The following is a 17,056-nucleotide window of genomic DNA, read 5'->3' as shown; positions in this document are numbered from 1 at the left end:
CTAGAACGCCAGCGCGATCGCAATGCCGCCGGCCGCCAGGCCGGTGGCCACCACGCCGGCGATTACGATGGCCAGCTCCACCGGCCGGAAGGAACGCGCCAGCATGGCCAGCGACGGCAGGCTGATCGGCGGCAGGGTCATCAGCAGCGCGGCGGCGGGACCGGCCGCCATGCCCAGCGACAGCATCGCCTGGATGATGGGGACTTCGCCCGCGGTGGGAATGACGAACAGCGCGCCCGCCACGGCCAGCGCAGCGATCCACCACACATGGTTGTCGATGTCGGCGCCGATGTGCGGGAACAGCCAGGCGCGCGCCGCGCCCAGCAGCAGCACCAGCACGATGTACTCCGGCACCAGGCGCAGCGCCATGCGCGCGAAGATGGTCGCCCAGCGCTTGAAGGGATTGGCGTCCTGGCTATCGATCGCCTGCGATTGCAGCGCCTGGACCGCGTCGGCGTCCACCGTGCGTTGCGACGATGCGTTCATGCGGTTCAGCAGCCAGCCCAGGCCGAACACCATGACGATGCCGAGGGCCAGGCGCAGGCCCGACCATTGCCAGCCCAGCACGAAGCCCATGAACACCAGCGTGGCGGGGTTCAGGACCGAGTTGCCCAGCCAGAACGCGACGGCGCTGCCGGGGGCCGCCTGGCACTTGCGCAGGCCGGCCACTACGGGCGCGGCGCAGCAGGTGCACATCATGCCGGGCAGGGACATCAGGCCGCCGGCGACGACGCTGCCCATGCCGGTGCCGCCCAGCGCGCGGACGATCCAGCGGCGTGGCAGCAGCGCCTGGACCGCGGAGCCCAGCAGCAGGCCCAGCACCATGGCCTGCCAGATCGCCTTGCCGTAGGCCAGGGCATAGCCGATGGCCGAGTCCAGCGAGGGCGGCGGCGCGCTGTCCGCCGTGCCCATCAGGATGGACGTCCCGATGGAGTGGCTGCTGGCCGCGACAAACGCGCGGTTGTAATAGGGGAACCACTTGACGTAGAACAGGCCGACGATGGCGATCAGCAGGAAAACGGCGATGCCGGTGGCCGCGTGGGCGGGGCGTCGCGAAGCGGGCGCGGTGTGCATGATGGATGTAGGTTCGGGTTGGCCGGTGGCCGGACGGGCGCCATTTTACGGCCGCGCGGCACTCGGAAGGATTTATCATGTTGCCGCGGGTCGCCAGCCGTGAGCGAGCGGCTCGGATAGTTAGCTCGGATAGTCAGCTCGGACAGCCTGCCGCGAGCGGCCAGCCGCCATCACCGCTTTTTCCATGAACCTGCCGTTTCCCATCCGTGAAGAATGCCCGCCCGGGGCCTGCGTCTGCGACCGCGAACGCCTGCTGTGCGATCCGGGCGGCGACGTGCGCATCCTGCAGCTGACCAAGCAGGAAGAAAAGCGCCTGATCGCGCGCATCGAGGCGGCCAAGGACCTGGCGGACCTGCGGCACGTCGGCAGCCGCATCGAGGCCCAGTTGGGAATCAGGCTGCACATCGCCCCCGGGCCCAACGAGGTGCGCACCGTGCGCGGCTTCGACATCCGCCTGGATGACTGTCCCGGCCTGTGCCGGCTGACGCGCAAGGCGATCCCGGCGGCCGTGCGCCGTTGCCTGGACGCGCGGCCGGATATCGCCTTCGAACTGCTGAACTCGCACGATCTGCTGCGCGACAGCTGAAAGCGCCGCTGGGTACCGGCGCGCGGCCTTCAGGCCAATGCGGCGGCCGCTTTCTTGGGCACCCACATCCTGCTCGACCGGTCGCGCAGCATGCGCAGGAACTTCCGGCGGCAGACGTCCGCCTTGTGTTGCGCCGTCCACCGTTCCAGCGCCGGCAGCGCGCAGCGCAGCCGGTACTTGAAATCGAAATTGCGCGTGCCCAGGCCATCGACGAAGGCCAGGTAGGGGCGGCCCGTGTCCGGGGCGCGGCCCACCACGACATTGTTGATGCCGGGATCGGCCAGGATGACGCCGTTGTCGGCCAGCCACTGGCAGGCTTCGCCCACCATGCCGGCGGCTTCCATTTCGTTGACCATGCCGCTGCGCAAGGCCTGCGGCAAGGTCGGACAGGGCGTGCCATCGGCGTGTTGCACCAGATCGACCACCAGCCCGGGGCCATGGTCGGTCCGCGCCCAGCCGTAGACGCGGGGCAGGTGCCGGCTGGCGACGCCCAGCCGTTGCAGGTGCATGCCGTAATGCAGTTCGATCAGGTTCTGGTCGCGCTCCTGGTCAGGCTTGGAGACCTTGACGCCCAGCGTGCGATTCAGGGGATGGCGCCATACGACGCGGTCGTGGCCCGATCCGATCTGTTCGGAAAGGACCAGTTCGATGTCTTGGGCGGAAGTAAGGTCCGCGCTCCTTTCGGGATCAAGGACGGTGAGGTCCGAGTCTAGCTCCAGCGGCAGGCTGCTCATTCGATTTTCTTGTCATATCTGCATGATTTCTCCCCATTCTGCGGGTCGAGGTGTTTTGTGACAACCGGATGACAGGCCATTCGTCGCCTGAGCGCAACGGAATGGGCCGATCAATCGTTGAATTTGCCGTCGGGCTCGCCGCCGGCCGGCAGGACCGTGGCCCGGGTTTCCAGGCCGAACACGCTGCGGCCGCCATAGTCGGGGGAGTCCGCGCGCTCCTGCTCGATGAAGTCCGGCAGGGCCGGCCCGCGCGCCGTGCGCTCCAGCTGGCGGGCCTGGCGATCCAGGCGCTTGAGGGCGTCGAGTTTCTCTTCGTTGCCCAGGCTGGCCTGGTGCACCGCCGTCTTCATGACGTCTATGGTCTGGTCGTAGACGGCCAGCGGCACGGGGTAGGGGTGGCGGTCCTTGCCGCCGTGCGCCATGGAGAAACGCGCGGGATCGGTAAACCGGCACGGGGCGCCGTGCACGACTTCCGCGACCAGCGCCAGCGAGCGCACCGTGCGCGCGCCGACGCCGGGCACCAGCAGCAGCTCGGCGAAGTCCGTGGGCCCGCATTCCGCCGCCGCGGCCAGGGCCCCGTGCAGGCGCCGCAGGTTCACGTCCTTGGGACGCACGTCGTGATGCGCGGGCATGGTCAGATGCGGCAGGGCCGGCCGTGCGGGATCGTCGGTCGCCAGCGACTCCGGCTCCAGCAGCGACAACTGCCGCGGCGGAGCAGCCGCCTGTCTGCCCGGCCGGGCATCCGGCCGGCGGGCCGGCAAGGCCAACTCGCCGGCTCGCGCGACGATGAAATCGGGGCCGTCCTCGCGCAGCAAGGCCAGTTGTCCGCCCCGCGATGCGGCGGCGCGCGGATCGGTCAGGTTGACGATGCGTCCCTGGTTGGGGCCGTCGATGGCGCTGTGCGGCGCCTCGACGAAGCTGCTCAAGCCTTCCGACAGCCAGTGATAGCGCCGGGCCGTGCGGCTGTCGCCGTTCATGCCCTGCTGCACCACCGTCCATTTGCCGTCGTCGGTGACGAAGAATCCGTGCAGGTACAGGTCGAAGCCATCCTGCACCGCCGCACTGTCCACTTTCGCGACCAGCCGGCTGGCGCGGGCCAGGGCGTCGCCGTCGACGCCCACCCGCTCGCCGATGAGCGCCAGTTCCTGCGGCGTTTTACGCGAGTGATTCCCGCGTCCGCCGCAGACATGGATGCCCAGTTCGCCCGCCATGGGCGCCAGCCCGCGCTTGAGCGCGCCGATCACGCTGGTCGTGATGCCGGACGAATGCCAGTCCATGCCCATGACGGCGCCGAAGGACTGGAACCAGAAGGGATGCGCCAGCCGGCGCAGGAATTCATCGCGGCCGTAGTGGTGCACGATGGCCTGCGCGATGATCGCGCCCAGGCGGGACATCCGCGCGCCCAGCCAGGCCGGCACGCGGCCGCCGTGCAGGGGAAGATCGGCGCTGCCCGCTCGTCGCATCGCGATCGGCCGCCGTGCTCAGGGGCGCCGGCCCAGCGCGGCCAGGTCGTCGAACACCGGCACGATGGCCAGGAGGACCAGCAGCGCCGCCAGCGGCACCGTCGCGATGAAACCCAGGTGCTTGAAGCCCAGCGCGCCGGCAACGCCGCCCAGCAGGAACATGCCCAGCAGGGCCGCCAGCAGGCGCAGGCGCGACCGATTGGCCATCACCTTGTTGTCGGCGCCCCGATCGCCGATGTTCCAGTAGATCAGCTTGCCCAGCTCGATGCCGATGTCGGTGACCACGCCCGTCATGTGGGTGGTGCGGATCTCGGCCTTGGAAATCTTGGTGATGATGGCGTTCTGCAGTCCCATGATGAAGCAGAGCAGGCCCACGGTGGCCGGGACGACCAGCATGCGCTGCTGTTCCAGCTGCGTGCCCATCAGGCCGAAGACCAGCAGCAGCGCCGCTTCCAGCATCAGGGGCATGGCGTATTCGCTGTGTGCGCCGCGCCGCCGGCCCCAGTTGATGAGGATGGCCGACACCCCCGCGCCGATCAGGAAAGCCAGCAGCGCGCACATGCCCGCGAAGACCAGCGTGATCTCGCCCAGTGCCGCGTGGTCGGCCAGCGCGGACACGATGCCGGTCATGTGCGATGTGTATTGCCCCACCGCCAGAAAGCCGCCGGCGTTGGCGGCGCCGGCGACGAAGGCGAGCGAGACGCCCAGCCGGCGGTTGGCTTCGGTCGTGCGGCCGGGGCTGGTCAACGCACGTAGGTAGTGCACGGGCATGGCGGCGAAATGGGTAGGATGCGCCTGGCGCTGCGGCCAGCCCGGCCATTCTACTCGCGCCGCTACGCCTGCCGCTCGTATCCCGCTATTCGGTGTCGAGCCGTTCCGGGTCCAGCCGTCCCGGGTCCAGCCGTCCCGGGTCCAGCCGGCCTCCACGGCGGCGGGTCAGCAGGGTGATTCCCCACATGACCACCCCCAGCAGCAGCAGCCAGCCGGCCACCTGGTACTGGATGGGGTCGCGGCCCGTCATCGGCGTGACAAGGAACAGGCAGGTGGCCGCGCCCAGCCACGGCACGATCGTGCGCACCCGGAAGTGCTCGTGCGATACGCCGTCGCGCCGCAGTACCAGCACCGCGACGTTGACGAAGGCGAACACGCCCAGCAGCAGCAGCGCGGTGGTGCCGCCCAGCGCACGGATGGCCTGCGATTCGGCGCGCGCCACCAGCACCGTCAGGCCCAGGCCGATCACGGTGGTGAACAGGATGGCCGCCCAGGGCGTGCGGTTGCGCTGGTGGACGCGGGACAGGAAGGACGGCAGCACGCCCTGGTTGGCCATGCCGTAAAGCAGGCGGCTGGCCATCATCATGTTGATCAGCGCGGAATTGGCGACCGCGAACATGGAGATGACGGGCATGATGGTCTCGGTGGGCAGTCCCGGCGCCGCGCGCTGCACCACCAGCACCAGCGGCGTGTTGCTGGCGGCCAGTTCGCCGACCGGCACCAGCGCCACCGCGCAGATGGAAACCAGCACGTAGATCACGGCGGTCAGGCCCAGCCCCGTCAGCATTACCTTGGGGAAAATGCGGCTCGGCGAATGGGTTTCCTCTGCCATGTTGACGGAGTCCTCGAAGCCGACCATGGCGAAGAACGCCAGCGTGGTGGCCGAGGTCACGGCCAGGAAAACGCTCTTGTCCTCGGGCGTATCGAACGCGACGACGCGGGAGAAGTCCGCCTGGCCGCCGGCGATGGCGTAGAAGCCGAGCAGGATCACCATCAGCAGGCCGCTGAGCTCGATCAGCGTCAGCACCACATTGGTCTTGATCCCGTGCGCGGCGCCGCGCAGGTTGAGCAGCATCACCAATATGAGAAAGCCCAATGCGCCCAGCGTGACCAGTTCCCCGCCCGGGTCCATTCCCAGCGCGGCGAACAGGTTGGCCGCGAAGGCGCGCGAGGCGGTGGCGGCCGAGGTCAGCCCGGAGCACATCACCGTGAAGCACACGATGAAGGTCAGGAAGTGCACGCCGAAGGCCTTGTGCACATACAGCGCGGCCCCGGCGGCCTGCGGATACTTGGTCACCAGCTCCAGGTAGGACAGGGCGGTCAGCAAGGCCACCACGAAGGCCACCAGGAAGGGCAGCCAGGCGGCGCCGCCGACTTCCTTGGCCACCTGGCCGGTCAGTGCGTAGACGCCGGTGCCCAGGATGTCGCCGACAATGAACAGCAGCAACAGCTTGGGGCCCATGACCCGCGCCAGCGGGGTACCGGAGTTGGAGGGCTGATCCGTGGATGAAGAGACCGTGGACATGTGGCGACTCCCCCGTGCCTTTATCGGGCCTAGCGCAGAGCAAGTGGCGGGCCCGGGCGGTACAGATGCGGGGAACCAGTACAGTTGGGCCGGAAAATCCGGTGTCGGAGCGAGGGAATTATCTGAATTTCAAGGAAAGACTTTGAAATGGGTACACTGTCCCTTTGAAATCCATGACAGACGGCCCGGAGCCAGGCTGACGCCCGCGGCGCCGCTCAACGCGCAGCAGATGAAATACGGTTATCTGGAATTCCGGTACGGCAACGACGCCAACCGCACATCGGTCAACATCGGCGACAACATCCAATCCCTGGCGACCCGCGCGCTCTTCGGACGCCTGGGGATAGCGCCCGAAGACATGGTGGGCATAGACCGGGACGCGCTGCGCGACTATGCCGGCGAACCGGTGCGGCTGATCATGAACGGCTGTTTCCACGACGGCTGTTTTCCGTTGCCGCCGCAGGTCGAACCCGTGTTCTTCGGGTTCAACGCCGAAACCGAGTCCGTCGTCACCCGCAACCGCGAACTGCTGCTGCGGCATCAGCCGATAGGCTGCCGCGACGCGGTCACCCGGCGCATGCTGGAAAAGCACGGCATCGCCGCCTTCGTCACCGGCTGCGTCACCATGACCTTGCCGCGCCGCGACGCGGCGCCGGCCGATGGCGTGCCGGTGATCGCCTATGGCAGCGGGCCGGGCGCCCTGCCGGCCGTCGTGCTGCAGGCCATGCCCAAGCCCATGCTCGAATCGGCGCGGCTGATCTACCAGCGCGAGCCCATCTCCTGTACACCGCTGGCCGACGGTGACGTGGCGCGCATGGAAGGGCTGGCCGCCCGCTACCTGGATTTCTACCGGCGCCACGCGCGGCTGGTGGTCACCCCCTTGCTGCACGTCGCCAGCCCCTGTCTGGGCATGGGCGTGCCGGTCGTGCTGATCCGGCGCGACCGCAATGCGCGCTTCACCGCCATCGACAGGCTGACACCGCTCTACACGCCGGAGGACGCCCGCCGCATCGACTGGGACGCCGGCGCGCTGGAACTGGAGGAACTGAAGGGCGCCATGACGAGTTCCGCAGGTGCCCTGTTGGCCGGGCGCTCGCCGGATCCCCGTGCGCTGGCCGTGCTGGCGCAGGCCTTCGACCAGGACCCCATCCTGGAACCGGCGCCGCGTTCCTTCAAGCGGCGCCTGCGCGACCTGCTGCGCGGCGGGCGTCTGATGCCCGCCTGATGCCCGCCTGAGGCCACCGGCCGCCCCTTCGGGGCCTGCGCAATCCTTACAAGCGCTTTAATGCGCTGGTCAGCTAGGCCGGCTAACGTATTGCCTGTGGTGGTCCGGGCGTTTTGCCCGGAGGCGTGCCCCATTGCACCGTTCCTGCGGGGAACAAGGGTTCAGCGCACGCAAGCGTTTCCGCCCGGCCTGCCCGGGCGACGCGATTGCCTTGCATCGTTTTCCTTCCGCGGCTCTGCTGGTCCGGATGTCCTGGGGCGCCCCGTGTTCCGCCTTGCCAATCAGGACAACAACATGCAGCAATCATCAACGGTGGACAGACCTTCCGGCTTGACCCTGGCACGCTCGGTCGTGCGCGTCACGGCCGGCAATTTCCTCGAGCAGTTCGACTTTTTCCTTTTCGGGTTCTACGCGACCCAGATCGCCGCCGTCTTCTTCCCGGCCAGCAGCGAATTCGCCTCTTTGATGCAGACCTTCGCGGTGTTCGGCGCGGGCTTTCTCATGCGCCCGCTGGGCGCGATCGTGCTGGGCGCCTACATCGACCGGGTCGGGCGCCGCAAGGGCCTGATCGTCACCCTGTCGCTGATGGCCAGTGGCACCATCCTGATCGCCTTCGTGCCCGGGCACGCCACGATCGGCCTGTTGGCGCCGCTGCTGGTCCTGTTGGGCCGGCTGCTGCAGGGCTTTTCCGCCGGCGCCGAACTCGGCGGCGTCTCGGTCTACCTGGCTGAAATGGCAACGCCGGGACACAAGGGCTTCTACACCGCCTGGCAATCGGGCAGCCAGCAGGTTTCCATCGTGGTGGCCGCGGCGCTCGGCTTCGGCCTGAATCGCTGGATGGATTCGGCGACCATCGCCGCCTGGGGCTGGCGCATTCCGTTCTTCGTCGGCTGTTTGATCATTCCCTTCATCTTCGTCCTGCGCCGTCGTCTGGAAGAAACGCAGGCCTTCAAGGCGCGCACGCATCGGCCGGGCTTGCGCGAATCGTGGGTCTCGCTGATCGCCAACTGGAAGCTGATGATAGGCGGCGCGCTCATCGTGGCGATGACCACGACGGCCTTCTACCTGATCACCGTCTACGCCCCGACCTTCGGCAAGACCGTGCTGCACCTGAGCACGTCCGACAGCCTGCTGGTGACTTTGTGCGTCGGCGTGTCCAACTTCATCTGGCTGCCCATCGGCGGCGCGATCTCCGACCGCGTCGGACGCAAGCCGGTGCTGCTGACGATGACCTTGCTGGCCATCGTCACCTCCTATCCCGCGCTGACCTACCTGGCCGACGGGCCGACCTTCGGCAAGATGCTGGCGGTGCTGCTGTGGCTGTCCTTCCTGTACGCCGTCTACAACGGCGCGATGGTGGTGGCGCTGGCCGAGATCATGCCGGCATCGGTGCGCGTGGCCGGGTTTTCCGTCGCGTACAGCCTGGCCACGGCCATCTTCGGCGGCTTCACGCCGGAGATTTCCACCGCCTTGATCCATGCCACGGGCGACCGCGCGGCGCCCGGCTACTGGATGACCTTCGCGGCGCTGTGCGCGTTCGCGGCGACGCTGGCGCTGTATGCGCGCGGCGGCGCGGCCGCCCGCGTGGCGGCGCAGGCCTGATCACGATTTCTTCAACTCTCGGCTACCGAGGAGACTATGAAAACTTCCCTACGCACCCTGGCCCTGGCGGGTTCCCTGCTGGCCGCGTCCGCGGCCTATGCGCCCGTCCAGGCCGCCGAGCTGCACGTCCTGATCTCGGGCGGCTTTTCCGCCGCCTACGACAAGCTGGGCCCGGAATTCACCAAGGCCACCGGCAATACGCTGGTCACCGAACACGGCCCGTCCATGGGCAAGTCGCCGGAAGCGATCCCCAACCGCCTGGCGCGCAAGGAGCCGGCCGACGTCGTGATCATGGTCGGCTACGCGCTGGACGATCTCATCAAGCAGGGCGAGGTGAACAAGTCCTCGCGCGTCGAGCTGGCTGATTCGCCCATCGGCATGGTGGTGAAGCAAGGGCAGCCCAAGCCCGACATTTCCACCATCGCCGGCTTGAAGAAGACCCTGCTGAACGCCAAGTCCATCGCCTATTCCGATAGCGCCAGCGGCGTGTACATCGAAAAGGAAATGTTCAAGAAGCTGGGCATCGAGGATCAGGTCAAGTCCAAGGCCACCATGGTGCCCAAGATCCCGGTGGCGTCGAAGGTGGCGGACGGCACGTATGAGGTCGGCTTCCAGCAGGTCGCCGAACTGTTGCCCGTGCCGGGCGTGACCTTCGTCGGCAAAGTGCCGGCGTCGGTGCAGTCCATTACCCGCTTCGCCGGCGGCGTGCCGGTCAGCTCCACCCACCAGAAGGAAGCCGCCGAGCTGCTGAAATTCCTGGCGTCCGCCAAGGCCCAGCCGGTGGTGAAGCAGACCGGCCTGGATCCGGTCAAGAAGAAGTAAAGCGTCAGGACCGAGAGGCGGGGCCGACGGAGTGACGGCCCCCGCCTGCCGGGGCCCCGGCTAGGCGCTTTCCAGCGTCGTCGGGCAGGCGCGGCTGCCGTCCTTGAGCTGCTCCACGAACCAGCGGCCTGCCGGCCCGGGCGGCCTGTCGTGGCAATACACCGCGTAGACGGTGATGGGCGGCACGTGGCATTCGGGGCTGACGCGGGTCAGCGCCACCAGTTCCCCGCTGCGCAGCTGGCCCTGCACCATGGCCAGCGGCATATGGCCCCAGCCGAAGCCGGCGCACAGGAAAGCGTGCTTGGCGCCCATATCGGCCAGCCGCCAGGTCGACGGCGAGAACACCCCGTAGTGATTGCCGGCCGTCAGGTCGGTGCGATCGGTCAGCACCAGCTGCACGTGACGCGCCAGTTCCTGGCGCGTCAGTTCGCCATCGAACGACGCCAGCGGATGCGTGGGCGCCACCACCTTCACCATGGGAACGTCCAGCAGCGCCTCGGTCGCCAGGCTATCGGGGATGGTCGGCAGCGAGCCGACCGCCCCCAGGGCGCAGGTGCCGTCCAGCACCGGTTTGACCAATCCGCCCAGCGCCTCGACGTACAGGCGCAATGGCGTGTGCGGAAAGGCTTCGTGGAATTTGCCCACGGCCTTGGTCAGTGCCTGCATGGGATACATGACGTCGATCACCACCGTCAGCTCCGGCTCCAGGCCCTCCGCCATCGATTTGGCCTTGGCCTTGAATGCGTTCATCCCGTTCAGGACGGCGCGCGCTTCCCGCAGCAGCGCGTGTCCCGCTTCCGTCAGCACCGGATAACGGCCGCCGCGATCGAACAGCCTGACGCCGGTCTGCGTCTCCAGGTTCGCCAGCGTGTGGCTGACCACCGACTGCGCGCGGCGCAGTTGCCGCCCCGCCGCGGAAAAACTCCCGGCTTCCGCGGCCGCGACGAAGATGCGCAATTGGTCCAGCGAGATCGCTTCGAGCATAGGTATCGATATTTTGGATGGATAGGATCGAAATATATGGGCTTCCGAAGATGGGAGGCAACACCCTATGCTGCGCCATCTTCATCTTTTCTCCTGGGGAGAACCTCGTGACCACTCAGACTGCCTACAACGAACCCGCCATCCCTTACGCCCGCAGCGGCGGCCCAGGCGCGCTGATCAGCCGTGTGCTGTTGGCCGCGCTGTTCCTGATCGCCGGTATCGGCAAGCTGGCCGCCCCCGCCGGCACCATCGCGTACATCACGGCCGCGGGCCTGCCGCTGCCGACGATCGCGTATGCCGTGGCCCTGTTGGTGGAACTGGGCGGCGGCGTTCTGTTGATCGTCGGCTACCGCACCCGGCTGGTCGCCGCCGTGATGGCCGTGTTCACGGTCGTCACCGCGCTGGCGTTCCACAGCGCCTGGGGCGATGCCAACCAGCAGGTCAACTTCCTGAAGAACCTGGCCATCGCCGGCGGCCTGCTGCAGCTGGTGCTGAACGGCGCCGGCGCCTACAGCCTGGACAGGCGCGCGCGCTGACGCCGGGGCGGGCCTTCACGCCTCGGCGAACAGGTGTTCCTTGCCCCAGGCGTACAAGGCCCGCAGCACGGGATCGAGTCCGCGGCCTTTCGCGGTCAGGTGATATTCCTTGTGGTCGCCGCGTTCGGCGGATGGCCGCGTCTCCAGCACGCCCTGTTCGACCAGTTTGCGCAGGCGCATGCTCAGTATGTTCTTCGCCAACCCCAGATGCTGCTGGAAATCGCTGAAGCGGCAGGTGCCCTGCATGGCTTCACGCACGATCAGCAGGCTCCACCAATCGCCGATCACGTCCAGCGATCGGGCGATGGGGCAGGGGTCTTCGCCCAGGCGCTTGCGTTGCATTTCGGCCTCTCGAGATCTTAGGGTTGCAATTTTAAACCATGCTGCGTATGATCGCCATGGTTTCATTATTAAACAACGAGGGGCATTGGTCCGGATACCCGGGCCGCCTGCTCCAGCGGCGCCCGGCCAGGACTGGGGCCGCACACATCCGGGATGGCACCATGACGACGCTTTTCGACCCCCTTTCCATAGGCGACCTGCACCTGCCCAACCGTATCGTGATGGCGCCGCTGACGCGCCTGCGCGCGCCCGACAACGTGGCGAACGACCTGATGGCCGAGCACTACGTGCAGCGCGCGTCCGCCGGCCTGATCATCACCGAGGGCACGCCCGTCCGGGATGACGGCGTCGGCTACCAGCACGTACCCGGCATCTGGAGCCAGGCCCAGACCGCGGGCTGGCGGCGGGTGACCGACGCGGTGCACGGCGCGGGCGGCCGGATCGCCGCGCAGCTGTGGCACGTCGGGCGGATTTCGCATCCCTTGCTGTTGCAAGGCCGCCAGCCGGTGGCGCCCAGCGCCATCGCGCCCGAAGGGCACGTCAGCCTGTTGCGGCCCAAGCAACCCTACCCGGTGCCGCGCGCGCTCGCGCTGGATGAAATCCCCGGCATCATCGACGCGTTCCGGCAAGGCGCGCGCAATGCCAAGGCGGCCGGTTTCGATGGCATCACGATCCATGGGGCCAATGGCTATCTGCTGGACCAGTTCCTGCAGGACGGCACGAACCACCGCACGGACGCCTATGGCGGCAGCGTCGAAAACCGTGCGCGCCTGATGATCGAAGTCATCGATGCGGTGCTCGAAGTGTGGGCGCCGAATCGCGTGGGCCTGCATCTGGCGCCGCGTTCGCCGTCGTATTCGATGCGCGACAGCGACCCGGCGGCCACCTTCGGCCATGTGGCGCGCGCCATGGGCGAGCGCAAGCTGGGCTTCCTGTTCATTCGTGAAACGCAGGGCGAGGGCGCCTTGTTCTCGATGCTGAAGCGCGAGTTCGGCGGCGTGTGCATCGCCAACGACGGGTTCGACGCGGCATCGGCGGCCGACGTCGTCGCGCGCGGCGTGGCTGATGCGGTGTCGTTCGGCAAGGCCTACATCGCCAACCCCGACCTGGTCGAAAGGCTGCGCCGCAACGCGCCTTTGAATGCGCTGGACAACGCGACGATCTACGACCTGGATCACTGCAGCCCGGTGGGGTACACGGATTATCCGGTGCTGGAGACGCAGGCCGCTTGAGCGGCGCAACACTGTACCGTTGACATGGCCACGCCAACTGGGATATATAAAAGGCATACCAATACCGGATGCCAAATCCCAAGGGGTAGTGACCATGACAACGGCTGTCCTAGCGACAGGGCCGGCTGCCGCCGCGCCTGCGCGCGACGAAGTGCTCAGCGTTCGAGACGTGGATATCCGCTACGGACACGCCACCATCGTTTCGGACGCGACTTTCACCGTCCATCGAGGCGAGTTCATCACCCTGCTGGGACCCAGCGGTAGCGGCAAGACGTCGCTGCTGCGGACCATCGCGGGCTTCGTGCCGGCCAGCCGGGGCGAGATCCGCCTGCAGGGCGAGTCGATGAAGGACGTTCCGCCATATCGGCGCGACGTGGGGCTGGTATTCCAGAACTACGCGCTGTTCCCTCACATGACCGTCGCGGAAAACCTGGCGTTCGGGCCGCGCATGACGCGCGTGTCCGCCGGCGAGATCGAAGCGCGTATCCAGGAGTCACTGTCCCATGTGCGGCTGAGCCAGTACGCCGCTCGTTATCCGCACGAACTGTCGGGCGGACAGCAGCAGCGCGTTGCCATCGCACGGGCGCTGGCGATGCGGCCATCGCTGCTCCTGCTGGACGAGCCCATGTCCAACCTGGACGCCCGCCTGCGCGCCGAGATGCGGGTGGAACTGACCGCGTTGCTGAAGAAGCTGTGCGTGACCGCGGTGTCGGTGACGCACAGCCAGGACGAAGCGCTGGCCATGTCCGACCGCGTCATCGTCATGGCGGAAGGCGGGATACGACAGATCGGCACGCCGGGAGAGATCTATCTGCACCCCGTCGACCAGTTCGTGGCCGGTTTCGTCGGCGCCGCGAACATCGTGCCCGCCGAATATGTCGGCGTACGCGATGGCCTGCCCGTGTTCAAGACCTGTTGGGGGCAGGCGATTCCGGTCCGGGCCGGCGCGGCGGAAATCGAACGGGCTGCCCTGCTGCTTATCCGGCCTGAAAGCATATGCGTGTTGCGCGCGGCCGCGCTACCTGGCGATGGCGAACCCGTGTCCCATGTGACCGGTCGGATCGTCCACCGCTGTTATATGGGCTCGCATCTGGAGCTTCGCGTGGACGTGGGCGCCTGCGAGCTGATGGCGCGGCAGCCCGTCGGTGCGGACGTCGAAGAATTCCCGTTGGGAGAGCGTGTCGTCCTGCAGTGGCCCTGTCATGCCGTCCAGGTGGTGCGTCCATGACGCCGCCGGGACACACCGCCGCGGCCCGCACGGCGCCACGCGCCACCCGTACGCCAGCGGGAGCGGGCAAGGCCGCGAGGCCCTGGGCTTGGCGCGGATGGCTGCTGGTGCTGCCAGCGCTGGCGATATTCGCCATATTCGTCGCCGCGATCGCCGCGCTGCTGGCCTTCAGCCTGTATGCCCAGGGGACCATGGGCGGCGAGCTGAGCGGTGGGCCGACGTTGCGGGTCTACGCGCAAGCGTTGTCGAATCCTCTCTACCTGGCCGCGATCTGGACCACTTTCCGCCTGTCTGCCATCGCCACGCTGGGCAGCCTGGCCCTGGGGCTGCCGGTCGCGTACTGGATCGTACGCAGCCCCAGCGCGCGATTGCGCACGGCGCTGATCATGCTCGTGGCGATCCCCTTCATGACCAGCCTGGTCGTACGACTCTATGCGCTCACCCTGGTGCTGGGGAATACCGGCCTGATCAACCGCCTGCTGCACGGCCTGGGCATCCTGCCGGAAAACGACTTCCTGCCGCTGATCCGCAATGAAGCCAGCGTGGCGACAGGCCTGGTTTACTTCGTGCTGCCGTTCGTCATCTTCACCTTGGCCGCGGGCTTTCGCCGCCATGACCGCACGCTGGAGGAAGCCGCGCAGAACCTGGGCGCCGACGAAGTCTCGACGTTCTTCCGTGTGACGCTGCCGCTGCTGATGCCCGGCATCGCGGCGGCCGGGACGCTGGCGTTCGTACTGGCGGGTACCGCGTTCGCCACGCCCCTGTTGCTGGGTGGCGGCGCCGTCCGCATGATCGCCAACGCCATCTACGATCGCGCGATGTACGGTGGCGGCATGCCCGTCGCGGCGGCCTTGAGCGCGCTGGCCCTGCTGTTCACGATGGCCTGCCTGTATGTCGCCGGCCGGCTGACAAGGAGACAACATGCGCGGACATCTTGACGGCTTCCGCCGGCTCAGGCGGCCGGCCGGCTTTTCCGTGGTCTGGGCCCTGCGCGCGAGCGCGCTGCTGTTGCTGCTCGCGCCTATCCTGCTGGTGGTGGTTTCTTCATTCGGCGCGCACGCGTACACCACCATCCCGCCCACCGAGCTTTCGCTGCGCTGGTACGCCAACATCTTCGCCCGGGACGAGTTCACGTCCAGCTTTCTCGCCAGCCTGGGCATCGCGGCCATCGTCACGCCTGTATCCGTGCTGACCGGAACGCTGGCTGCCTACGGGATGTGGAAATACCGGTTGCGCCTGTCGCCCGTGCTGGAACCGCTCCTGATGTCGCCCATCCTGCTGCCGCTGGTCGTGACGGGACTGGCGCTGCTCGCTTTCATCAACCGCGTCGGCCTGGGGCCGGGCTACGCGGCCATCGCGCTCGGGCACGTGATCATCACGTTTCCCTACAGCTTCCGTTCCGTCCTGGCGGCGCTGCGCCGTTACGACAGGCAGATGGACGATGCGGCGGCCAGCCTGCGCGCGCGTCCTTGGGACGCCTTCCGCCATGTGACCCTGCCGCTGATACGGCCGGGCCTGTTCGCCGGCGCGCTGTTCGCCTTCGTCATGTCGTTCGACGATTTCGCCATGACGATATTCCTGATCGCGCCGGGCACCGGCACGCTGCCGATCGCGATCTACCAATACATGGAATTCAACCTGGACCCGACCGTATCCGCGGTGTCGACGCTGCTCATCCTGATGGCGATCGGTGGTGTATGGCTGGTCGAGCGGACCATCGGGATGGAAAGATTCATCGGAACAAAGGCATAGTTGATTGGCATACCAATAAGGCATATAATTCGTGGTGTTCCACTCGCGTACCACCACTGAACAGGGCATACCAGACCATGGACCAACTCATCATCTCGGCCGACTCCCACGTCTTCGAACCGCAGGATCTCTGGATCAATGCATTGGGCAAGCGCTTCGGCGACAAGGTGCCCCACGGCGTCAAGAACTTCGAAGGCCATGAGGGATCGTTCTTTTACCTCGGGCGTCCCGGCGAGGCCGCGCGGATGGACGAACTGGTCGCCGCCGATAGCAAGGACCGCCGGCTGGAGGATCTGTCCAAGGCCGGATCCGATCCGGTGTACCGGCTCCAACTGATGGATTCCGACCACATCGCCGCGGAGGTCCTCAACCCGACCTGGGGACTGTGGATTCCCCGCATGCCGGACAACGCGGCGCGCAATGCCTGCGCCGAGGTCTACAACGATTGGATCCAGGAATATTGTTCGCAGGACCTGAAGCGCCTGCTCGCCATCGCGATGATCCCCATCGTCGACGTGGACTGGGCGATCAAGGAACTGGACCGAGTCATCAAGCGCGGCGCGCGCGGCGTGATGATAGGCACCAGCCCCGTGGATGACGCGGCTCCCTACCGCGATCGCAAGTACGACCGCTTCTGGGCCGCCGCCGAGGAAGCCGGGCTGCCCGTCACCCTGCATATCGTCACGGGCAAGGTGCGCGACCCGTTCACCTACCACGGTGACAAGGAGCGCGAAAACGTGCCTGCCAGCTTCCTCGACTTATTCCAGGAAGCCGCGCCCGTGCTGGCGAATGAATTCATCTTCGGCGGGATCTTCGACCGTTTCCCGCGGCTGAAGGTGTTCCTGTCGGAGTACGACGCGTCCTGGCTGCCCATCCTGAAGTACCGCGTCAATCGTATCGAGACCTTCCCCGGTTTCGATAACCTGAAGAAGAAGCCCGCCGGTCGCTATATCGAGGAAAACATCTACGCCGGCGTCATCAACGATCCGCTGGCTGCCAAGCTGCGCACCGAGATCGGCGTGGACCGCATCATGTGGGGTTCGGATTTCCCGCACCCGCCGTGCCCTTATCCGAACACGACGCAGAACGTCGAGCGCGTGCTCGGCGACATGTCGCCGGAAGACCGCTTCAAGGTGGTCGCCGGCAATGCGATGAAGCTCTACAACATCGAGCTTTGAAG

Annotated in this window: 17 protein-coding genes; 10 read left to right on the top strand and 7 right to left on the bottom strand. The window is 67.1% G+C overall.

Annotated elements, in window-relative coordinates:
• On the bottom strand, positions 1 to 1,074 hold the full coding sequence (locus CAL26_RS22520) for a permease (protein ID WP_094848932.1): 1,074 nt from the start codon (positions 1,072 to 1,074) through the stop codon (positions 1 to 3).
• 184 nt (positions 1,075 to 1,258) lie between these two features.
• Here CAL26_RS22520 and CAL26_RS22515 point away from each other — a divergent pair, with 184 nt between their 5' ends.
• Positions 1,259 to 1,660 (top strand): hypothetical protein, encoded by a 402-nt coding sequence (locus tag CAL26_RS22515; protein WP_094848931.1) that lies wholly within the window; start codon positions 1,259 to 1,261, stop codon positions 1,658 to 1,660.
• A gap of 29 nt (positions 1,661 to 1,689) precedes the next feature.
• Here the strand turns inward: CAL26_RS22515 and CAL26_RS22510 are convergent, their stop codons facing one another.
• The 4 genes from CAL26_RS22510 to CAL26_RS22495 all read right to left on the bottom strand — a co-directional run bounded on the left by CAL26_RS22510 (position 1,690) and on the right by CAL26_RS22495 (position 6,153).
• Complete coding sequence (locus CAL26_RS22510; protein WP_094848930.1) at positions 1,690 to 2,394, bottom strand: YrbL family protein; 705 nt, start codon at positions 2,392 to 2,394, stop codon at positions 1,690 to 1,692.
• Between the two features lie 110 nt (positions 2,395 to 2,504).
• Entirely contained in the window at positions 2,505 to 3,857 is a 1,353-nt protein-coding gene (locus CAL26_RS22505; protein WP_094848929.1) for a DUF763 domain-containing protein, read from the bottom strand.
• Positions 3,858 to 3,875: 18 nt separating this feature from the next.
• A complete protein-coding gene (locus CAL26_RS22500; RefSeq protein WP_094848928.1) occupies positions 3,876 to 4,628 on the bottom strand; it encodes a YoaK family protein in 753 nt (250 codons plus the stop codon).
• Positions 4,629 to 4,713: 85 nt separating this feature from the next.
• Complete coding sequence (locus CAL26_RS22495; protein ID WP_094848927.1) at positions 4,714 to 6,153, bottom strand: APC family permease; 1,440 nt, start codon at positions 6,151 to 6,153, stop codon at positions 4,714 to 4,716.
• Between the two features lie 229 nt (positions 6,154 to 6,382).
• Here CAL26_RS22495 and CAL26_RS22490 point away from each other — a divergent pair, with 229 nt between their 5' ends.
• The 3 genes from CAL26_RS22490 (at position 6,383) to CAL26_RS22480 (ending at position 9,802) form a co-directional block, all read left to right on the top strand.
• Positions 6,383 to 7,378 carry a polysaccharide pyruvyl transferase family protein gene (locus tag CAL26_RS22490; RefSeq protein ID WP_179283450.1) on the top strand — a complete coding sequence of 332 codons (996 nt, stop codon included), beginning with the start codon at positions 6,383 to 6,385 and terminating at the stop codon, positions 7,376 to 7,378.
• Positions 7,379 to 7,672: 294 nt separating this feature from the next.
• The gene (locus CAL26_RS22485; protein WP_094850023.1) at positions 7,673 to 8,980 is read left to right on the top strand and encodes an MFS transporter; all 1,308 of its coding nucleotides are present in this window, start codon (positions 7,673 to 7,675) and stop codon (positions 8,978 to 8,980) included.
• A 36-nt stretch (positions 8,981 to 9,016) separates the two neighbouring features.
• Positions 9,017 to 9,802 (top strand): substrate-binding domain-containing protein, encoded by a 786-nt coding sequence (locus CAL26_RS22480; RefSeq protein ID WP_094848925.1) that lies wholly within the window; start codon positions 9,017 to 9,019, stop codon positions 9,800 to 9,802.
• A gap of 60 nt (positions 9,803 to 9,862) precedes the next feature.
• Here CAL26_RS22480 and CAL26_RS22475 read toward each other — a convergent pair whose 3' ends face one another.
• On the bottom strand, positions 9,863 to 10,786 hold the full coding sequence (locus tag CAL26_RS22475) for a LysR family transcriptional regulator (RefSeq protein ID WP_094848924.1): 924 nt from the start codon (positions 10,784 to 10,786) through the stop codon (positions 9,863 to 9,865).
• Positions 10,787 to 10,893: 107 nt separating this feature from the next.
• On the opposite strand from CAL26_RS22475, the gene CAL26_RS22470 reads away from it, so the two are divergent.
• Complete coding sequence (locus CAL26_RS22470) at positions 10,894 to 11,322, top strand: DoxX family protein (RefSeq protein ID WP_373454500.1); 429 nt, start codon at positions 10,894 to 10,896, stop codon at positions 11,320 to 11,322.
• 15 nt (positions 11,323 to 11,337) lie between these two features.
• On the opposite strand, the gene CAL26_RS22465 is transcribed toward CAL26_RS22470, so the two are convergent.
• On the bottom strand, positions 11,338 to 11,664 hold the full coding sequence (locus tag CAL26_RS22465) for a winged helix-turn-helix transcriptional regulator (protein WP_094848923.1): 327 nt from the start codon (positions 11,662 to 11,664) through the stop codon (positions 11,338 to 11,340).
• A gap of 161 nt (positions 11,665 to 11,825) precedes the next feature.
• On the opposite strand from CAL26_RS22465, the gene CAL26_RS22460 reads away from it, so the two are divergent.
• From CAL26_RS22460 to CAL26_RS22440, 5 genes are all read left to right on the top strand, one after another.
• On the top strand, positions 11,826 to 12,896 hold the full coding sequence (locus tag CAL26_RS22460; protein ID WP_094848922.1) for an alkene reductase: 1,071 nt from the start codon (positions 11,826 to 11,828) through the stop codon (positions 12,894 to 12,896).
• A gap of 94 nt (positions 12,897 to 12,990) precedes the next feature.
• The gene (locus tag CAL26_RS22455; protein WP_094848921.1) at positions 12,991 to 14,124 is read left to right on the top strand and encodes an ABC transporter ATP-binding protein; all 1,134 of its coding nucleotides are present in this window, start codon (positions 12,991 to 12,993) and stop codon (positions 14,122 to 14,124) included.
• Positions 14,121 to 15,062, top strand: a complete 942-nt coding sequence (locus CAL26_RS22450; RefSeq protein ID WP_094848920.1) for an ABC transporter permease — start codon at positions 14,121 to 14,123, stop codon at positions 15,060 to 15,062. The genes CAL26_RS22455 and CAL26_RS22450 overlap by 4 nt, the downstream gene beginning before the upstream one ends.
• Positions 15,046 to 15,876 carry an ABC transporter permease gene (locus tag CAL26_RS22445; RefSeq protein ID WP_094848919.1) on the top strand — a complete coding sequence of 277 codons (831 nt, stop codon included), beginning with the start codon at positions 15,046 to 15,048 and terminating at the stop codon, positions 15,874 to 15,876. Before CAL26_RS22450 ends, CAL26_RS22445 begins: the two co-directional genes overlap by 17 nt.
• Before the next feature lie 77 nt (positions 15,877 to 15,953).
• A complete protein-coding gene (locus CAL26_RS22440; RefSeq protein WP_179283449.1) occupies positions 15,954 to 17,054 on the top strand; it encodes an amidohydrolase family protein in 1,101 nt (366 codons plus the stop codon).
• Positions 17,055 to 17,056: the final 2 nt, after the last annotated feature.

This window comes from Bordetella genomosp. 9, from assembly GCF_002261425.1.
Lineage (GTDB): Bacteria > Pseudomonadota > Gammaproteobacteria > Burkholderiales > Burkholderiaceae_B > Bordetella_C.
Note: the sequence above shows the minus strand (reverse complement) of the source record. Positions and strands in the feature narration are given on the sequence as shown.

Coding starts and splice junctions, on each gene's coding strand:
- CAL26_RS22520 (WP_094848932.1), bottom strand. CDS start 1,074: ATGCACACCGCGCCCGCTTCGCGACGCCCCGCCCACGCGGCCACCGGC.
- CAL26_RS22515 (WP_094848931.1), top strand. CDS start 1,259: ATGAACCTGCCGTTTCCCATCCGTGAAGAATGCCCGCCCGGGGCCTGC.
- CAL26_RS22510 (WP_094848930.1), bottom strand. CDS start 2,394: ATGAGCAGCCTGCCGCTGGAGCTAGACTCGGACCTCACCGTCCTTGAT.
- CAL26_RS22505 (WP_094848929.1), bottom strand. CDS start 3,857: ATGCGACGAGCGGGCAGCGCCGATCTTCCCCTGCACGGCGGCCGCGTG.
- CAL26_RS22500 (WP_094848928.1), bottom strand. CDS start 4,628: ATGCCCGTGCACTACCTACGTGCGTTGACCAGCCCCGGCCGCACGACC.
- CAL26_RS22495 (WP_094848927.1), bottom strand. CDS start 6,153: ATGTCCACGGTCTCTTCATCCACGGATCAGCCCTCCAACTCCGGTACC.
- CAL26_RS22490 (WP_179283450.1), top strand. CDS start 6,383: ATGAAATACGGTTATCTGGAATTCCGGTACGGCAACGACGCCAACCGC.
- CAL26_RS22485 (WP_094850023.1), top strand. CDS start 7,673: ATGCAGCAATCATCAACGGTGGACAGACCTTCCGGCTTGACCCTGGCA.
- CAL26_RS22480 (WP_094848925.1), top strand. CDS start 9,017: ATGAAAACTTCCCTACGCACCCTGGCCCTGGCGGGTTCCCTGCTGGCC.
- CAL26_RS22475 (WP_094848924.1), bottom strand. CDS start 10,786: ATGCTCGAAGCGATCTCGCTGGACCAATTGCGCATCTTCGTCGCGGCC.
- CAL26_RS22465 (WP_094848923.1), bottom strand. CDS start 11,664: ATGCAACGCAAGCGCCTGGGCGAAGACCCCTGCCCCATCGCCCGATCG.
- CAL26_RS22460 (WP_094848922.1), top strand. CDS start 11,826: ATGACGACGCTTTTCGACCCCCTTTCCATAGGCGACCTGCACCTGCCC.
- CAL26_RS22455 (WP_094848921.1), top strand. CDS start 12,991: ATGACAACGGCTGTCCTAGCGACAGGGCCGGCTGCCGCCGCGCCTGCG.
- CAL26_RS22450 (WP_094848920.1), top strand. CDS start 14,121: ATGACGCCGCCGGGACACACCGCCGCGGCCCGCACGGCGCCACGCGCC.
- CAL26_RS22445 (WP_094848919.1), top strand. CDS start 15,046: ATGCGCGGACATCTTGACGGCTTCCGCCGGCTCAGGCGGCCGGCCGGC.
- CAL26_RS22440 (WP_179283449.1), top strand. CDS start 15,954: ATGGACCAACTCATCATCTCGGCCGACTCCCACGTCTTCGAACCGCAG.